We start from the raw sequence: 16,738 nt of genomic DNA on the forward strand, positions 1-16,738 counted from the left end.
AATGTCTCCTTTGAGTGGCATTGGTAAGCACGCGGCGCCGGCTCAGGCCCGTTCGGCCGACGCCGGGGCCGTGGTCTCGTCACCGGCCTGCTCGGTTCGGCCGTAGTTGTCCTGCAGGCGCTCGATATCGTCCTCGCCCAGATAGGCGCCGGACTGCACCTCGATCAGTTCGAGCGGGATCTTGCCCGGGTTCGCCAGGCGATGCACGGCGCCGATGGGAATGTAGGTGGATTCGTTCTCGGTCAGCAGGTAGGTCTCGTCGTTGCGCGTCACCTCGGCGGTGCCGCTGACCACGATCCAGTGCTCCGCCCGGTGGTGATGTTTCTGCAGGGACAGCTGCTCACCAGGCTTCACGGAAATGCGTTTAACCTGGAAACGATGCCCGGCATCGACGCTGTCGTAGCTGCCCCAGGGCCGATAGACCTCGCGGTGGGCGTCCACCTGCGGGCGCTCCTCCGCGCGCATCTTCTCGACCAGCTCCTTGACCTCCTGCACCCGGTGGCGGCGCGCCACCAGCAGCGCATCGCGGGTGTCGACGACCACCAGATCGTTAACGCCCAGCATCGTGACCAGCCGGCCCCCGGCATGCACCAGGCAGCCGTGGGCGTCCTCCATCAGTGCATCGCCGACCACCACGTTCTGCTGCTCGTCCTGCTCGCTGGACTCCCAGTACGCCGACCACGAGCCCATGTCGCGCCAACCGGCATCCAGCGGGACCACCACGGCGCTGTCGGTTTTCTCCAGCACCGCCCGGTCCACGGAATCCTCGGGGCAATGCTCGTAGATTTCCGACGGGATCCTTGAGAACTCGAGATCGGCCCAGACGTGGCCAGCCGCCAACCGGCAGGTGTCGTAGATGTCCGGGCTGTGCCGGCGCAGTTCCTCGAGGTAACGGTCCGCCCGGCACAGCAGGATGCCGCTGTTCCAGAAATGGCCGCCCTTGGCGAGCATGCGCTCGGCCGTGGCCCGATCCGGTTTCTCCAGGAACTGGTTGGCCCGCAGCAGGCCATCGTCCAGGTCCGGCGCCGGCTCGGCGCCGATATAGCCGTAATCCGTCTCCGGCCCACTGGGCAAGACCCCGAACAGCACCAGTGAGCCGGTGGCGGCAGCGGATTCGCCCTGCGCCAGAGCGGCGCGAAAGGCCGCCTCGTCGCGAACGTTATGGTCCGCCGGCAGCACCAGCATCAACGCCTCCGGGTTCTCGTCGGCAATCGCCAGTGCCGCCATGGCCACCGCCGGCGCGGTGTTGCGGGCAAAGGGCTCGAGCAGGATGGAGCGCGGCTGGCAGCCAATGGCTTCGAGCTGCTCACTGAGGATAAAACGGTGCTGGTTGCTCGCCACGATCAGCGGATCTGACACCCGATCCTCCGGCAGCCGCGACAGGGTCTGCTGCAGCAGGCTTTCCTCCCCGGCCAGCTGCAGGAACTGTTTGGGAAACGCTTCACGAGACAGCGGCCAGAGCCGGGAGCCCGTGCCGCCGGAAAGAATGACTGGAATCATCGGTAACCCTCCCTGATGGCCCTCGCCTCCTGACTGCCGCGAGGGATTTCATGCTGCCGGATGGACATGACAGTCTCATGCACCGGCCCGCTTAACGCGATTCAATTTCCGTGCCTCGGGCGCCAGACATGGCCCCGGACATCCGGTGGAATACCGATAATACACAGGAATTCAACGGGCTGACCGAACATTAAAAAGTGATAAAGACGGGGCAATACGGAGGGGTTGGGAGGCCCACTGGATGAACGGGCACAAAGGCAGGGCAACAGCCCTAAAAACGCCCGGTTTTCCGGGTGAGCTAGCAGGATACGATGGGCAGAGCGCCGGCCAAAGGACCGGCACCCTGTAATCATTCAGCCGTCGGCGTGACCGCTTTGCAGCTGCACGTAATTCTGGATACCCATCTTCTTGATCATGTCGAGCTGGGTTTCCAGCCAGTCGATGTGCTCTTCCTCGCTGTCGAGGATCCACCGGAACAGCTGTCGGCTGGTGTAGTCCTTGATGTCCTCACAGTAGCCGATGGCTTCCTTGAGGTCCTTGTGCGCGGCATGCTCCAGCTTGAGGTCGCACTCAATCATCTCCTGGACATCCTCGCCAATCAGCAGTTTGTTCAGGTCCTGCAGGTTGGGCAGCCCTTCCAGGAACAGGATGCGCTCGATCAGCTGATCGGCGTGCTTCATCTCATCGATGGACTCTTCGTATTCCTTGGCCGCCAGATGAGTGATGCCCCAGTCCTTGTACATGCGTGAATGAAGGAAATACTGGTTGATCGCCGTCAGTTCATTGGCGAGCACCTTATTGAGGTACTGGATGACTTTCTTATCACCCTTCATGGCTGCGAACTCCTTTCCTGATGTGTGAGATCAACAGGATAGATGGAATGCCCGCGATAAAAAATCGCAGCGGGAAATGATTCGCAGTACCCGGGAAGCCGCGCCACACGCGGCGGGAAGGAAAAGGCAGGTTTTGCTGACGCCGGCGCCGACCGTCAGGCCGGTTGGGCCAGCATCGCGGCGAGATTCATATAGTCTTCAGACTGACACTCGCGCAGGATCTCGCGAGCCATCGTGGCACAGCGCCCGCACTGGCGACCGACCCCGAGGTCTTTACCCAGCTGGCGCATAGACCGACATCCATCCTCGGCGGCCTCTCGAATTTGGCGATCCGTCACCCCGTAACACAGGCAAACGTACATAGAGAGAGTCTCAATAGGCGCTGTAAATGTTGTTGATAATTATTGTTATTAGCGATTGAGAACGCAACCCCTGGGGCATGATTTTTGTGTAACAATTCGCCACAACGTCTCAAAAGAACGCGCCACCACGCGGGGCTGGACACAAGGCCCGGCCACACGTAAGATTGCGCACTCGAAATTGGCGCTTGGCGCTGGTTTCGTGAGCTTTGGACCATCAAAACGGTTCGTAGCATCCGCCCGTAGCTCAGCTGGATAGAGCGTCGCCCTCCGGAGGCGAAGGTCATAGGTTCGAATCCTATCGGGCGGGCCATTTTCTTTGCAGAAAATGCCCCTTCCTCGGATTTCCAGTCACCCGTTTTTTTGTCGCTCCGCTCCTGGTTGCCGGGCGCCGTTCGCTACGCTGCGTTTGTCCACCGGACAAACGGTCGTTGCTCACCCTATCGGGCGGGCCATATTCCACAAAAAAGCCCCGCCTCGTGTGGGGCTTTTTTGTGGAACTTTGGTTTGCTCGATGGCCGATGAAGAACCTACGGTTCGACTCGGAGTCTGCGACGCAGACTGAGAGAACGTCGGAACGTCGTGACGACGGCCCCGAAGGGGTGAAGCCGCTTGCGGCCGAATACAAACGGCGCCAGCCGTTTGGGCGTCGGAGCATCGCGACGACGGGGCGAAGCCCCGAGCAACGCGCACAGAGCGTTGCGAGTCCATCCTATCCGTTCAGGCAGTGCACAAGTTCATATTACGACTCAGAGTCGGACGACACCCCTTCCTCGGATTTCCAGTCACCCGTTTTTTTGTCGCTCCGCTCCTGGTTGCCGGGCGCCGTTCGCTACGCTGCGTTTGTCCACCGGACAAACGGTCGTGGCTCACCCTATCGGGCGGGCGATGATTTCAAAGACCCGATTGGGAACTCAGACCTTTTTTGCCTTCTGTGCCTCGATTATCTCTAGACATTCCCAACGTCTTGAACCTTAAACATTATTGTCACCAACCTCGACCTTTGCCCCATTCGACAGCTGCCACCTTCCGATTTCTACTCATCCGCTCCTTTCCATGTTCCCAACCCACGGACTAGTGTCCCATCTCACCGAGAAGCCAACGTGATACGAAAAGGTTGGCGGCCATCCACGGCTATCATGGGTAATGGGTCATGATCCATTCCTTGCACAGTCGACATTAGCAGGCTTCAAAGAGAGGCCCCACCCCGCTTCGGCTCTCGTGGCCGAAGGCACTTTAGGTCCAACTCTGCAATCAACAATGCGACCAAAATTAATAAGCCACCGAAAATAGTGCGGGCATTGAGCGATTCTCCAAGCATGATCACGCCGGCAACAGCCGCAAAAATGGGCTCACAAAGGTAGGTTAAGGCCACCTTCTCTTCTTCTATGTACTTCTGAGCCGAACTTTGTATTCCATACATGTAAGCAGTACCGAGCAGGCCTGTGATAAGAACCCCTTTCCAAAATTGCATTTCTGAAGGGATCCATATTGCCTGCTCATCAAATATAGCCCCAAGCCCACTGCCGAGACTGCATACTGTCATCGCAACTATTACTGTTAGCATTGCATCGAACCGATGCGCAAAACACCCTACCGTCATAACGTAGCTAGCAAAGAAAACAGCACAAGCCATAACCCAAATGTCGCCAGCATTCAGGTTTAACCCGTGTTTCGCCACTATCAGATAAAGTCCAAGTAGCGCCACCGAGCAAGAGACCCATATACGGCCTTTTACGGGCTTTCTGAAGAAGCTCCATTTAAAGAGGGGAATCAAAAGAACATCCAAGCCGGTAATAAACGCAGTGTTGGTGACGCTGGTATGTTGTAACCCTATGGTCTGAAACACGTTACCGAACAGCAACGGAAGTCCAATCAGGGTACCGGCGAAGATAGTATTCCAGTCGAGACGGCGAAACCGCTTCGCGAACAGTACCGCTAGAGCTAATGCGGCGAGAGCGAACTTATAGGCGAGGAAAACGAAAGGAGAGCCGTCTGCCACGCCGACTTTAACGTAGGCAAACGAGACGCCCCAGAATGCGGTTCCGAGTATAAGCAGGAGGAAAAACAGGTGTTTCTTTGGCATGCATCTAACCATTCACTGGAGTTTCAGAATGGTTAGAGTATGCGGAGGCCGCAAGAAGGCCCGGTGTCGCTCCCAATTTCTTCTCTAACGTTGGAGCGAACCAGTACAGATGCCTTCACCTGCGCTAATTATATGGGGGATTGGGTGGGTACTGTCAATTCCAGCATCGGCTTACGAAATGAGCTGGTTTATCTGGTTCAAGCAAGCGCTGAAGACATTAGCCCCAGAAACGGGTCACCGAGAGGATTACGCCCCAACTCTCTCTGCATCCGTTGTGAGGCACTCCAGATAGAGTTCAACCACAGGGTCGCGACTCTGGCCGGCGCTGGAAAGAGCCACATACGTTTTTTTATGTTCGTACTTGTTGGCCAAAACCTGCCTGAACTGGCCTTTCTCAACCCACTGACGGGCATAGTTTATGGGGAGAAATCCGATAAAACAGCCGGTCATCAGCAGGAATGCAATGCTTTCACCATCACTCACTTCAGCCGTCACCTTAAAATCCCGATAGAGCTCCTCGGCCGACTTTACGATGGAATGGTTGGGAGCCACCATGTCGTACTCCAGGAGCATTGAGTCGGTAATGTCGAAATCATTCAGCGCGTAAAGGGGGTGGAGTTCGCCACAAAACAGGCCGACTTTTTCTCCATACATTTTGTGTTGATGAAGACCCGATATCTCCTTGCGCTGTGGAACGATCCCAATATCCAGTTCACCTCCCAGCACCCTTCGCTCCACCTCATTTGGCGGCATGGTCACAAAGTTTATTTTTACCATCGGCGCTTCGTTCTTAAACTTCCGAAGCGAATTCACAATACGCATCTTGGGACATGAAATGAGATTATTCACCACCCCAACATTAAGCTCGCCGGTTAATGAGGAGTGAATGAGATTGACCTTTAACCTGAACTCATTAACGCAGGCCAGCAAGTCGTTAGTGTATTTGTAGATTTTTCTACCGGAATCAGTGAGCGAAAACCCTGAGCGCCCCCGATTACAAAGCTTGAGCCCCAGCCTTGCTTCCAGATCTGCCATGCTGCTGCTGATTGCCGAGCGGGTGACGTTTAACTCGGCTGCCGCCTGAGTAAACCCCGCACAATCGACAACAACCTTGAAAATTTTCAGTTGCCTCAGGTCTGAATCACCGATCTGGCCCAACGCAGACGGGTTTCCAAATTTCTTTACCATACCGGCACTCACGTTCCAGTCACCGAAAACCGGCAAAGCGAGATTTAGCTTCGCTTCGCCCAGGAAGCTTCACCACAAACGGCTTTAAACGGTTCAGTGGGAACTTCCGTTGACCGAGAGATCTTCGATTAAAAAAGGAGAGGGCTAACGATAACGAGCATGCAACACAAACACGGAATGACTAGCCCTCTCCAAAGCCCGAAACCCAGAGGTTTCAGAGTTCAGCAATCAAAAAACTTCATACGTTCGACCGTTCTCAACACCTTCCACAGAACGCTGATACGCGTACCCGACAGAGGTAGAGGACACTGGTTCGAAGCCCAGGAAATATTCGCCATACTGGCCCACGGATTCCTCAAGCACCGTTGGACTGACAATGTTCATTCGCAAATTATTGGGGAGCTCCGTAGAGGCGGCTCTCACAAAACTTTCCAAAGCGGAATTTGCCATGCTCGATGAGGCACCCATGGCTATCGATTCCTTACTGGTCACCCCACTCGTAAGCGTGATCGAGCCATGGGGATTCAGGTAATCCAGCGCGATTTGAGCCAGCTTTACTTGGCCCATGAGCTTGCTATCCAGCCCTAATTGCCACTCATCGTCTGTCATGGCCGGAAACGTGTTGAACGCCACGGCTCCGGCGGCAACGATCAGGGCATCAAAGTTGCCAACGCTCTCGAACGCCGACCGGATGCTCTGGCTATCTGTCATTTCGATTTTTAGCTCTGCGTTGGTCCGTGAGGCGCCGATTATCGTGTGACGCTCTCCAAGGTGCCGCTGCACAGCCTGGCCAATCGCACCATTTACTCCAACAAGGACAATCTTCATAACTACACCTGAAATAACTTAAATCGCATTATGGAACACAGAGAAACCACTCGAACTGACCGGATTCACTCAGACAGATCGACCCAAATTGTCTTCTGCTCCGTGTACTGGTCGTGAGCTTGGACACCGTTATCTTTCCCACCGAAGCCAGACAGCTTATAACCGCCGAACGGGGTTGAGGCGTCGCCCTCGCTGTAGCTGTTCACGGATACCGTTCCGGCACGTAAACGGCGCGCAAGTCGATGGGCACTGGTCAGGTCCTTGGTGAAGATCGAAGCCGCCAGCCCAAAATCACTATCATTTGCAATTTCAACGGCTTGCTCAGTGTTTTCGTAGGTGATGACAGAAAGCACCGGGCCAAAGATTTCCTCCCGGGCGATAGCCATGGCGTTGTCGACATCATCAAACACGACGGGAGCCAAATAGTACCCTGGGCCCTCAAATGCTTGCTCGCCACCGAGCTTAGTGGCCCCTTCCCTGACGCCCTTGTCGATCATGCCCACGACCTTGGAATAGTGCTCTTTGCTGACCAACGGCCCAAGGCGGGTTTCTGGGTCCAGGGGGTCACCGATCGTCCACGCTTTGATCTCGTCACTTATTTTCGTCAACAAGGCGTCCTTGCACGACGCGGGAACAATCAATCGGGTATTCGCTGTGCACACCTGCCCCATATTGCTAACGAAACTGAGAACAACGTGTTTGGCCACCCGATCTAAATCTGCATCCTCCAGCACCACACACGGACTCTTTCCCCCGGTCTCCAGGACCACCCGTTTCATATTGCTTTGGGCTGAATACTCAAGGAAACGGCGTCCGGTAGCGGTCGATCCGGTAAAGGTGATTGCATCCACGTCCGGGTGTAATCCGAGGATCTGCCCGACGTTCGGGCCGGTGCCTGTCACGACATTGAGCACGCCCTTCGGCAGACCTGCCTTCACGGCCAGTTCCGCCAGCCGAAGCATCGAAAGACTGGTCAACTCAGAAGGCTTCACAATGACCGAGTTCCCGGTCGCCAGTGCTGGACCGATTTTCCATGCCGCCATTAACAGAGGAAAATTCCAGGGTAATACAGCGCCAACGACACCGATGGGCTCCCTGACAATCAGTCCGAGCGCGTCGTTCCCTGACGGAGAAATTTGGTCGTACAACTTGTCCTGCGCTTCAGCGTGCCAGGCAATGCAATCCGCGGTTTCGGGAACATCCACCTCGAGACAATCACTGATCGGCTTGCCGCTATCAACGCTCTCCAGAACCGCCAGTTCGTCCTGGTGCTCACGGATCAAGGCTGCGAACCGGACAAGGATTTCTTTTCTTTCGGAGGGGTGACACCGGGACCAGATTCCGCTGTCGAACACAGCGCGAGCATTGGCAATCGCTGTTTCAACGTCAGCCTCGCCACTGGAGGCGATATCACACAATTTTTCTTCAGTCGCCGGGTTAATGGTTTCCAGTTTTTTACCGGAGTGAGCGTCGGCAAACTCACCATTGATAAAATTTCCCTGGGGGAAGTTCATGTTATTCAAAATGCTTTGATAGAGACTTTTATTATTCATTTGGCCACCATTTCACAGACATTCAGTAGTCTTATTGAAAGCAAATACCACCACACCTCGTTCATTGAGGTTGTCAGGCAAGCTTCCAAGGCGTGATGGTGGGGCATGCACAGGTCCTGGCATGCCCCGACAATCAAGATTTAGAATTCTGTTATTAGCTCTTAAGCGGCTCCAGGCTCTTAATCAACTGCTTGACCGATTCTTCAGGAATTTCAGCCAATGGAGTGCGTACAGTACCCGCATCGAAGCCCATATATCGGGCTGCAGCTTTAACGGCCGGGATATAATTGTTGTACCAGAGGTACGTTGAGGAGGGGAACATTTTGGCCCAAAGTTCAAGTGCCTCATTGTACTTGCCTTTATCAACCAGGTTATACAGCTCAACACATTCCTCGGGCATAAAGTTGGCAGAGCCCCAAATAGCGCCATAAGCACCCGCCATGAAGGCATAAGGGGCGATGGGATCGGCACCATTGAGCACCTTGCCGCCCTCGTTAATCAGCATCTGCGTTTTAATCATGTCCCCGGAGCTATCTTTAATATAATTAAAGTTTTCAAGCTCGAGAAGACGACGATAAAGTTCCGGAGTAATTTCAACTTGCGTTGCCGCGGGAATATTGTAACCAACAATATCGATACCCACGACTTTGTTCACTTCCTCATAAAACTTGAAGATACCGTCATCAGTTACCGGGCCTTCAAAGAAAGGAGGAAGCACCATGATGGCATCCGCACCCAAACCCTCTGCAGCGATGGATCTACGCAGAACTTCGGACATATTAAGAGCTGAAGTTTGCATAACAACCGAAGCTCTACCAGCGATCCGCTCAACGCCAACAGAGAGCAACTTATTACACTCTTCCTCTGTCAAATATGGATGCTGACCGGAACCTGAACTGATGACGACGCCATGAACGCCCGCGTCAATGTATCGATCGATAAGATCGCAGAAACGATCGTAGTCGATACTTCCGTCATCCTTAAAAGGCGTCTGCATTGCCAAACTAACACCATGCAAATCTGCCATATCACTAACCTCCTGATCGGTTGTATTGTTTTAAACTCACACTTCTTTTCCCGCTTTGCGCAAGCGATAAGCGGCATTAGCCTTAACAGCCAATCCAAAAATCGACTTCGGAGCCCACGAAGTCGGCCTCGGCCGTGACGACAAGATATTGATGACCCGAGAAGTCTTGCCCGAGGCGAGTTCCGCAACGCCCTTTCCAAATATCGCCCCTTTCGCAATACCAGTTCCGTTGCAGAAACCGGCTCCAAAAACACCGTTGGCCAACTCTCCGAAAACCGTTCCACCATTGTTCTGGGAGAGACATAAGGCCCCGCCCCAAGAGTGCTCAAAACCCATATCTGCAACTTGCGGGAACCTTGCTGCAAAGGACTGCTGGTGGATCCTCCTTGCCGCATCAACCGCATCAAGAGGGCTGGTAAATTTCGGCTCGTAGCGATAAACGTTCCGAATGAATATGCGGTTATCGGCTGTCCGACGTACCGTGGTCCCAAACGGATCCGCGGGGATCAGGCCAAATGGTCCCTTACCTCCCAACCGCTCCAATTCATTGTCAGAAAGTTGACGTGTCATGCTGGCGTATGTGTAGATAGGAACAGCCGCATTCTTATAAAACCCAAAACTCGAAATAAGGCCATTGTTTGCCAAGATAATTTTCTTGGCTTTAATAGTCCCTTCAGAGGTATTCAGAGTTTTATACGCATCGTGATCAATCACTTCATTGATGGGCGTATTTTCATAAACAGTGACGTTATCCGGCATATTATCGACCAGCCCGCGCAAAAGAGCGGCAGGTTGAATCAATACTGTGCCTGGACAAAACAGACCCAGGTGGTAATGACTACTACCAGTTATCTCCCGCATTTCCTCCGCGTTATACCAATGGTATTCCTCTCCGATTCTCGAGAGAGCCTCAGCGAAAGTCCTCAAGCATTTCGCGCCTCGGAGCGTTGCTGCGGAGTGAATTTTTCCCTGCGGACTCCAGTCACAAGAAATATTATGAGTTTCAACAGCTTCTCTTAAGTAATCGATACCAGCTCGATTCACAAAAGACTCGTTAATATTACCTTGCTCATTATCAGCAAAATTTTTAGATCGAGGATTGTGAGCCAGATCAATTGCAAATCCCGCGCTGCGGCCAGCCGCATTATTTCCAATTCTTCCAGCATCAACCAACGTAACGCTGTCGTTAGGATTCAGCTCCGCAAGCCTCCGCGCGGCACTCGTACCAAACCAACCGCCACCAATGACTACCCAATCCGTATTGACATTCCCGGCGAGTGTTTTGGCTTCTGATACCTCACTAAGCGTTGCAAACCATCCACTATCGGATGACTCTTTAGGCAGCACAGAAATCTTTTGTTGTTTTGCCACTTATATAACTCCACCACGGTTCATGATAAGGTTCAGCGTACAGTTAGTCCTTCTTACAACGCCAGCGACAAAATCTCATACAAATTCAGGACTAAAAATCATGAAAGAGGAAATACAACCGGACGCGTTTTTTACGAAGATGGTTTCCCTAACCGCCCTAAAGGCTTTTGTTGCATCAGCACGATACAAAAGCTTTACAGATGCGGCGAAAGCGTTATGCCTGACTCAATCAGCCGTCAGCCGACAAGTGAGGGAACTTGAAGATCAACTGGGAACCCCATTATTTAAGAGAGAGAGGCGGACGATAGAGCTAACCGACAGCGGCCAGAGACTTTACGAGACGTCTTATGTTTGTTTTTCTCATATTGCTCAGACAGTAAAAGAAATAACACCTTCACCAGCTACAACGTCAAACCCCAAGATACACCTTCGCATAGCTATGACTCATGCGTTTTCTATATTTTGGATGGCTAATAAAATTGGGGATCTGAGATCGCTGTTCCCGGACATAGACCTGTCAATTTATGCAACGGACGACATCAACCTCATTGACCACAACCAAAACATTGATTGCTACATTAACTTGACCCCATCTCAAGATAACAACTTTGTATCCACCGCTCTGTTTAGCGAAAAGGTTTACCCAGTTTGCAGCCAAGAATATCTTGAACGCCATCCATATATCAGCGAGGTCGAGAATCTCCACAAAGCGGACCTACTGCATCTAAAGGGCTCAATGGCACATCAAGGGTTTGGCTGGAGGCAATGGTTTGATTTTACTCTCCAGGGGGCAGACCCAGTGGACAAGATTGACGAGGGTACATTTACCGCCAGCAATTACGAGCTCCTTATAAAACTGGTCCGAAACCATCAGGGAGTGGCTCTCGGCTGGCATCACTTGGTAGAGAGCTTATTGCAAGAAGGCAAATTGGTCAGGCCAGTAAGCCAATTCGTTGAGTTGGGAAATGCAGTGCATTACTTCATTCATCGGAAGAATAATGACAAGCAAGAGGCCATACTAAAAATCAAGAATTGGCTTCTGAGCAATCTGTAGAAATAACAGAAAGAGATACGATCAAGGGTTTCAGAAATTGAGCGGAAAACCAATAAAACGATGTGTGGTTTCCCACTCAATCTTCCAGCGGCCTCAGTCCAAATATCCCATGACACCCGGCAGGGTAAGCGCGAGTGGAGACCAGAACGTCACAATCAGCATTACTGGCAAAGCGGTAAAGAGCATAAGAGCTAGCGCTGGGCGTAAGGCTTTTGCAACACTAACGTCAGCCACCCGGCAGGACATGAATAGAATTGGTGCCATGGGCGGACTGTTACAGCCAATCACCACACTGGTACCAATGATCGCCGCAAAGTGGATCGGATCGATGCCAAGCTCCGCCATCACAGGAACGAGGAGCGGACTGGCGATGGCAATCACGCTGATGTCGTCCATTATCATGCCAAGGAGAATAAGGAAGACGTTTACCATCAGCAGGATAACAACCTTATTCTCAAGCGTCTCTAATAGAAAAGAAGTAAGCTGCTGAGGAATCGCCTCGAACGTCAAGATTCGACTTACAATGAATGAAAAAAACAGAATAATGACGATGACACCAGAAGTGGTGGCTGCACAGACAAGGCACTTCAGGATTTTTTTATAATCCAGCCCCTTATAGACAAACAAACCAACAGGAATCGCGTAAGCCACGGCTACGGCAGCCGCCTCAGTGGGAGTGAATACCCCCCCGTAGATCCCACCGAGGATGATTACAGGGAGCATTAAAGCAGGTACTGCCTTCCAGCCTGTGTCACCAATTTCTCTCAGTCTGTTACCAATGACTCTTGCTTTCCCCGCTTCGGCGGGATTTAGCTGTGTGGTCAAGTAGTTGTAGATGCAGAGAAAGAACATCAAAAGGATGCCAGGACCAATTGTGGCTAGGAAGCAGGCAGCTACAGATTGGCGTGTTACCACCGCATACAAAATCATGGTAATACTGGGCGGAATCAGCAAACCAAGCAGCGACGATATTCCCAACAGCCCACTGACATAAGCACGGTTATAACCATGTTTCTGCATTGGCCCCACCATGATCGATCCCACGGACGCCACCGCAGCAGAGGCGGTGCCCGATATGGCGCCAAATATTCCACAGGCAACGACCATCGACGACCCCATACCGGCCCTGGAGTGGCCAGTCAGTGCCTCAACAAAGCGCACAAGCCGTGCCGCTATGCCGCCTTCCTGCATCAGGTAACCTGTCATTACGAAAAGCGGAAGGGCCACCAATATGATGGAGTTAATTGAGGAAAACCCGGTTGTTGCCAGGAAGGCCACATTGACGTCATAAAAGAACGCAAGAGAAGCAACCATAGCCGCAAAAGAAAAGACGACCGGCACCCCCAACAACATCAATACGATCACAGCACCAATCGATATTAAAGCACCCATAACTCAAACCTCAGCATGTTATATGTATTCAGTCAGCACTGGATCAATTCAGCTTTTACTACTATGAAGAGCCAAATTCCCTATATCTGAGATTAAATCTCTCAGAAGATATAAAGTCATAAGGATCGCAGCAACAAACACACTGGCCTGACTAATGAATACGGGGATGGCGAAGATGGGCGTTTTCTCTCCTCGATCAACCCCCCACTGAAACAACGAGTAACTCCACATAACAAAGAAGACCGCCATAACGATCGAAAGGAGTGTAGAGACGATGCGAGATATCAGAACTGCTTTTTCACTTTTGAAAATTACAGAAACAAAATCAGCATGGAGATGGGAGCGCTCTTTCGATGCTAAAACAGCCCCCATCATATAGAACCATACAACACCTATAAGGATCAGTTCCTCTAGGCCAAACATGGCAACACCGATGAACGATCGAGCAACGACACCAATCACAAAGGAAAGAGCGATAGCGAGCCCAGTAATTGCGACAAGTGGGGCAATGACTCTATCTAACGCGCAATCGAAAAGATTAAAAATTTTCATTATAAATCTCTCTATAGATTCGGGGGGCGGGACCGACGGTCAGCCCCGCTTTTCGTTCCACTCATCTATTGAGCGTGATCCATAACTTTTTGCACCAACTCTTTACCAAACTCCTTTTCCGCGAGGGTCCAGATCTCATCCCGGACAACAGCAGCCCACTCCTCAAGCTGCAGGTCGGTCGGCTCGAAGTACTCCATGCCGTCCTTTTCGGCTTTTGCTATCCACTTCTCGTCTTCTTCTCGCGCATCCGTAAACTGCTTTCTAATGACTTCATTCGCCGCAGATCTAACGATTTCCCGATCCTCATCGTCCATCTGATCCCAGGTCCCCTTATTCATCATCAGGATCGAGTAGGAAAAAAGGTGTCGCGTGTGCACGTAATAATCCAGGAGGTCGCCGAAGTACTGATAGTCCCAGTAGATGGTATTCCCTGCATCGCCATCGACGACGCCTGTCTGAATGGAGGTATAAACTTCGTTCCAATCCAGGGGTACGGAGTGAAAGCCCATGGCTTGCAATGTCTGCGGAACCGGGAAGGCCGGAATGGCTCGCACTTTTAGATTTTTGTCCTGGGCTTCCTCAAGGCTCGCAGCATAATCACCTCGGGTTGCAATGCCTGCAAAACCGTAGGGGTACACTCCGAAACTCTTAAGCCCAAGATCCGTAAAAATTGGCTCAACGATCTCCTTCATCCAGCCATCGGCACCATAGGCTTCATATGCCTCATCCCAGCCCAGGAAAAGGTACGGGAGGGACATGATAGCGACGCGGTTATCGTAAGAGGTTTGGGGAAGTGAAATGGCCATATCAACATTGCCGGCCAGCAGGTGGTCAAACACTTCGCCTACGTTACCCAGGGCGCCCTGGTGGAAGACCTGGACCTGCATTCGACCATCGGACTTTTCCTCGATGAGGTCGGCCCAAAGCTGTACAGATCGCCCTACCGGCGAGTCTGCCGCATCATCCGAATTGACCATTTTAAATCGATAGCTTTCATCGCTGGCCATAGCTATAGCAGATACAGTCAAAGATGAAGCAGCAACCAATGACATAAACAACTTGGTAATTTTATGTGCTAACACGACGAGTACTCCTATATTGTTTTAATGTAACTAACCGTCATGGACTTAGGTTGTTCCCTATCATCGCCTCGGCAATATTTCGACTTCGTATTCAGGCCCAAGTGATGACCATTTTTCCGGTTCATATCCGTGCGCCGGCGTAAAGAACAGCTCTATTTATGAGGCTATGGGAGGCTAGCGCACCCGACAAGCAACCATATTTTCTGTTTTTGCATGACTTTTGGTATCAATACCGCCCAGATCTTTTTCGATCTAAACTAACGGGCATAGATACACGGGCCCTCATCAAAGCCGCGCTCCATGCGATGTATTCAAAACGCACACAACGCAAGGAGCGGCAGACTTACTATCCGAACGCCAGGACTCACCTTACGGCGGGTTATGAGGGGAAGGAGAACTCGGCGCGAGCTGCTTCGAACTTCGAGGGCCAGCGCAGAGACACGGCCTTACGCCGCGTATAGAATCGAACAGAATCCGGGCCGTAGGCATGAAGATCGCCAAACAGAGAGCGCTTCCAACCGCCGAAACTGTGGTACGCAACCGGCACAGGCAGTGGAACATTGATGCCAACCATGCCCACTTCAATTTGGTCAGAGAAGCGCCTGGCAGCTTCACCATCCTTGGTGAACAGGCAAGTGCCATTGCCATACTCATGGGCGTTGGTCAGGGCGATGGCATCGTCCAAGGTCTTCACGCGAACGACGCACAGCACCGGACCGAAGATCTCCTCCTTGTAGATTCTCATGTCAGCGGTCACGTGATCGAACAAACAACCACCAACAAAGAAGCCATCCTCGTGCCCTGGCACTTTCAGGTTTCGCCCGTCAGCCACAAGCTCTGCCCCCACGGCCACACCATCTTCAATGTAACCAATGACTTTGTCGCGGTGCTCTTTCGTAATCAGTGCGCCCATGTCGAGACCGGGCTCGGTGCCCGGACCGATCTTCAGCCCGGAGATCTTCTGCTTCATTGAGGCGACGAGGCGATCGGCGGTTTCATCGCCAACACATACCGCGACCGAAATCGCCATACAGCGTTCCCCGGCACTGCCGTAGGCCGCCCCCATCAGGGCATTGGCCGCGTTTTCGATGTCGGCGTCAGGCAGAACCACCGCGTGATTCTTCGCGCCTCCGAGTGCCTGAACCCGCTTGCCATTCGCACAGGCCCGAGCGTAAAGGCTTTCAGCAACGGGGGTTGAACCAACGAAAGAAATGGCTTTCACGTCCGGCGCATCAAGCAGGGCTTCCACAGCTTCACGGCCGCCATGGACCACGTTGATGATGCCCTTCGGCAGCCCGGCTTCCTCCAGTAATTTGGCAATTTCCAGAGACGCGGTCGGATCTTTTTCGGACGGCTTCAGGATAAAGGCGTTGCCACAGGCAATCGCCATCGGATACATCCACAGTGGCACCATCGCCGGGAAGTTGAACGGCGTAATACCAGCCACCACGCCCAGCGGCTGATGGTTCGACCAGGCATCAATCGACGGCCCGGCGTTGTGGGAATAGTCACCCTTCAGCAGCTCAGGCACACCACAGGCGTATTCCACGTTTTCAATGCCACGCTTCACCTCGCCCATGGCATCCTCAAGCGTTTTTCCATGCTCTTCACTGATCAGATGCACGATGCGATCAGCGTTCTCTTCCAGCAGCTGCTTGAACCGATACATCACCTGCGCACGCTTGGCCGGCGGTGTGTCGCGCCAGGCAGGGAAGGCTTCTTTTGCTGCCTCAATCGCCGCTTGTACCAACGCGGTATCTGCATTGGCAACGCTTCGAACCACCATTCCCGTTGACGGATTGGTGATCTCGATCGTAGTGCCACTTCCCGTTACTTCTTTACCGTTAATATGATGACAAACAGTTTCCACTTGACCCGCTCCTCTTGTTATTTCGGTTTGATGTGCCCATTCC

The 16,738-nt window shown here is 52.7% G+C and carries 14 protein-coding genes and 1 tRNA gene; 2 read left to right on the forward strand and 13 right to left on the reverse strand.

The window, feature by feature from the left end; all coding sequences use genetic code 11:
* Positions 1-42: 42 nt before the first annotated feature.
* From GQB00_RS11045 to GQB00_RS11055, 3 genes are all read right to left on the reverse strand, one after another.
* Entirely contained in the window at positions 43-1,500 is a 1,458-nt protein-coding gene (locus GQB00_RS11045) for a mannose-1-phosphate guanylyltransferase/mannose-6-phosphate isomerase (RefSeq protein WP_165856247.1), read from the reverse strand.
* A gap of 353 nt (positions 1,501-1,853) precedes the next feature.
* Positions 1,854-2,333 (reverse strand): bacterioferritin, encoded by a 480-nt coding sequence (gene bfr, locus GQB00_RS11050; RefSeq protein WP_111493746.1) that lies wholly within the window; start codon positions 2,331-2,333, stop codon positions 1,854-1,856.
* A gap of 155 nt (positions 2,334-2,488) precedes the next feature.
* Positions 2,489-2,695 (reverse strand): bacterioferritin-associated ferredoxin, encoded by a 207-nt coding sequence (locus GQB00_RS11055; RefSeq protein ID WP_111493744.1) that lies wholly within the window; start codon positions 2,693-2,695, stop codon positions 2,489-2,491.
* Between the two features lie 233 nt (positions 2,696-2,928).
* On the opposite strand from GQB00_RS11055, the gene GQB00_RS11060 reads away from it, so the two are divergent.
* Positions 2,929-3,005: transfer RNA gene (locus GQB00_RS11060), tRNA-Arg, on the forward strand.
* An 876-nt stretch (positions 3,006-3,881) separates the two neighbouring features.
* On the opposite strand, the gene GQB00_RS11065 is transcribed toward GQB00_RS11060, so the two are convergent.
* The 6 genes from GQB00_RS11065 to GQB00_RS11090 all read right to left on the reverse strand — a co-directional run bounded on the left by GQB00_RS11065 (position 3,882) and on the right by GQB00_RS11090 (position 10,745).
* Complete coding sequence (locus tag GQB00_RS11065; RefSeq protein WP_165856248.1) at positions 3,882-4,778, reverse strand: DMT family transporter; 897 nt, start codon at positions 4,776-4,778, stop codon at positions 3,882-3,884.
* A gap of 246 nt (positions 4,779-5,024) precedes the next feature.
* Positions 5,025-5,966, reverse strand: a complete 942-nt coding sequence (locus GQB00_RS11070) for a LysR family transcriptional regulator (RefSeq protein WP_165856249.1) — start codon at positions 5,964-5,966, stop codon at positions 5,025-5,027.
* Between the two features lie 228 nt (positions 5,967-6,194).
* A complete protein-coding gene (locus tag GQB00_RS11075; protein WP_165856250.1) occupies positions 6,195-6,794 on the reverse strand; it encodes a short chain dehydrogenase in 600 nt (199 codons plus the stop codon).
* Positions 6,795-6,859: 65 nt separating this feature from the next.
* Positions 6,860-8,347: an aldehyde dehydrogenase gene (locus GQB00_RS11080; protein WP_165856251.1), complete on the reverse strand. Its 1,488-nt coding sequence runs from the start codon at positions 8,345-8,347 to the stop codon at positions 6,860-6,862.
* Between the two features lie 154 nt (positions 8,348-8,501).
* The gene (locus GQB00_RS11085) at positions 8,502-9,374 is read right to left on the reverse strand and encodes a dihydrodipicolinate synthase family protein (protein WP_165856252.1); all 873 of its coding nucleotides are present in this window, start codon (positions 9,372-9,374) and stop codon (positions 8,502-8,504) included.
* Positions 9,375-9,410: 36 nt separating this feature from the next.
* Positions 9,411-10,745, reverse strand: coding sequence for an NAD(P)/FAD-dependent oxidoreductase (locus GQB00_RS11090; RefSeq protein WP_207950664.1), 1,335 nt, complete (start codon positions 10,743-10,745; stop codon positions 9,411-9,413).
* A 100-nt stretch (positions 10,746-10,845) separates the two neighbouring features.
* On the opposite strand from GQB00_RS11090, the gene GQB00_RS11095 reads away from it, so the two are divergent.
* Complete coding sequence (locus GQB00_RS11095; protein ID WP_165856253.1) at positions 10,846-11,799, forward strand: LysR family transcriptional regulator; 954 nt, start codon at positions 10,846-10,848, stop codon at positions 11,797-11,799.
* Positions 11,800-11,892: 93 nt separating this feature from the next.
* Here GQB00_RS11095 and GQB00_RS11100 read toward each other — a convergent pair whose 3' ends face one another.
* The 4 genes from GQB00_RS11100 to GQB00_RS11115 form a co-directional block, all read right to left on the reverse strand.
* Positions 11,893-13,191, reverse strand: coding sequence for a TRAP transporter large permease (locus GQB00_RS11100; RefSeq protein WP_111493730.1), 1,299 nt, complete (start codon positions 13,189-13,191; stop codon positions 11,893-11,895).
* A 48-nt stretch (positions 13,192-13,239) separates the two neighbouring features.
* Positions 13,240-13,743, reverse strand: a complete 504-nt coding sequence (locus GQB00_RS11105; protein WP_165856254.1) for a TRAP transporter small permease — start codon at positions 13,741-13,743, stop codon at positions 13,240-13,242.
* Between the two features lie 65 nt (positions 13,744-13,808).
* Positions 13,809-14,825, reverse strand: a complete 1,017-nt coding sequence (gene dctP, locus GQB00_RS11110; protein ID WP_204355703.1) for a TRAP transporter substrate-binding protein DctP — start codon at positions 14,823-14,825, stop codon at positions 13,809-13,811.
* Between the two features lie 379 nt (positions 14,826-15,204).
* Positions 15,205-16,695: a CoA-acylating methylmalonate-semialdehyde dehydrogenase gene (locus GQB00_RS11115; RefSeq protein ID WP_111493724.1), complete on the reverse strand. Its 1,491-nt coding sequence runs from the start codon at positions 16,693-16,695 to the stop codon at positions 15,205-15,207.
* Between the last annotated feature and the right edge of the window lie 43 nt (positions 16,696-16,738).

It is taken from the genome of Marinobacter sp. JSM 1782161 (genome assembly GCF_011421605.1).
GTDB lineage: Bacteria > Pseudomonadota > Gammaproteobacteria > Pseudomonadales > Oleiphilaceae > Marinobacter_A > Marinobacter_A bohaiensis.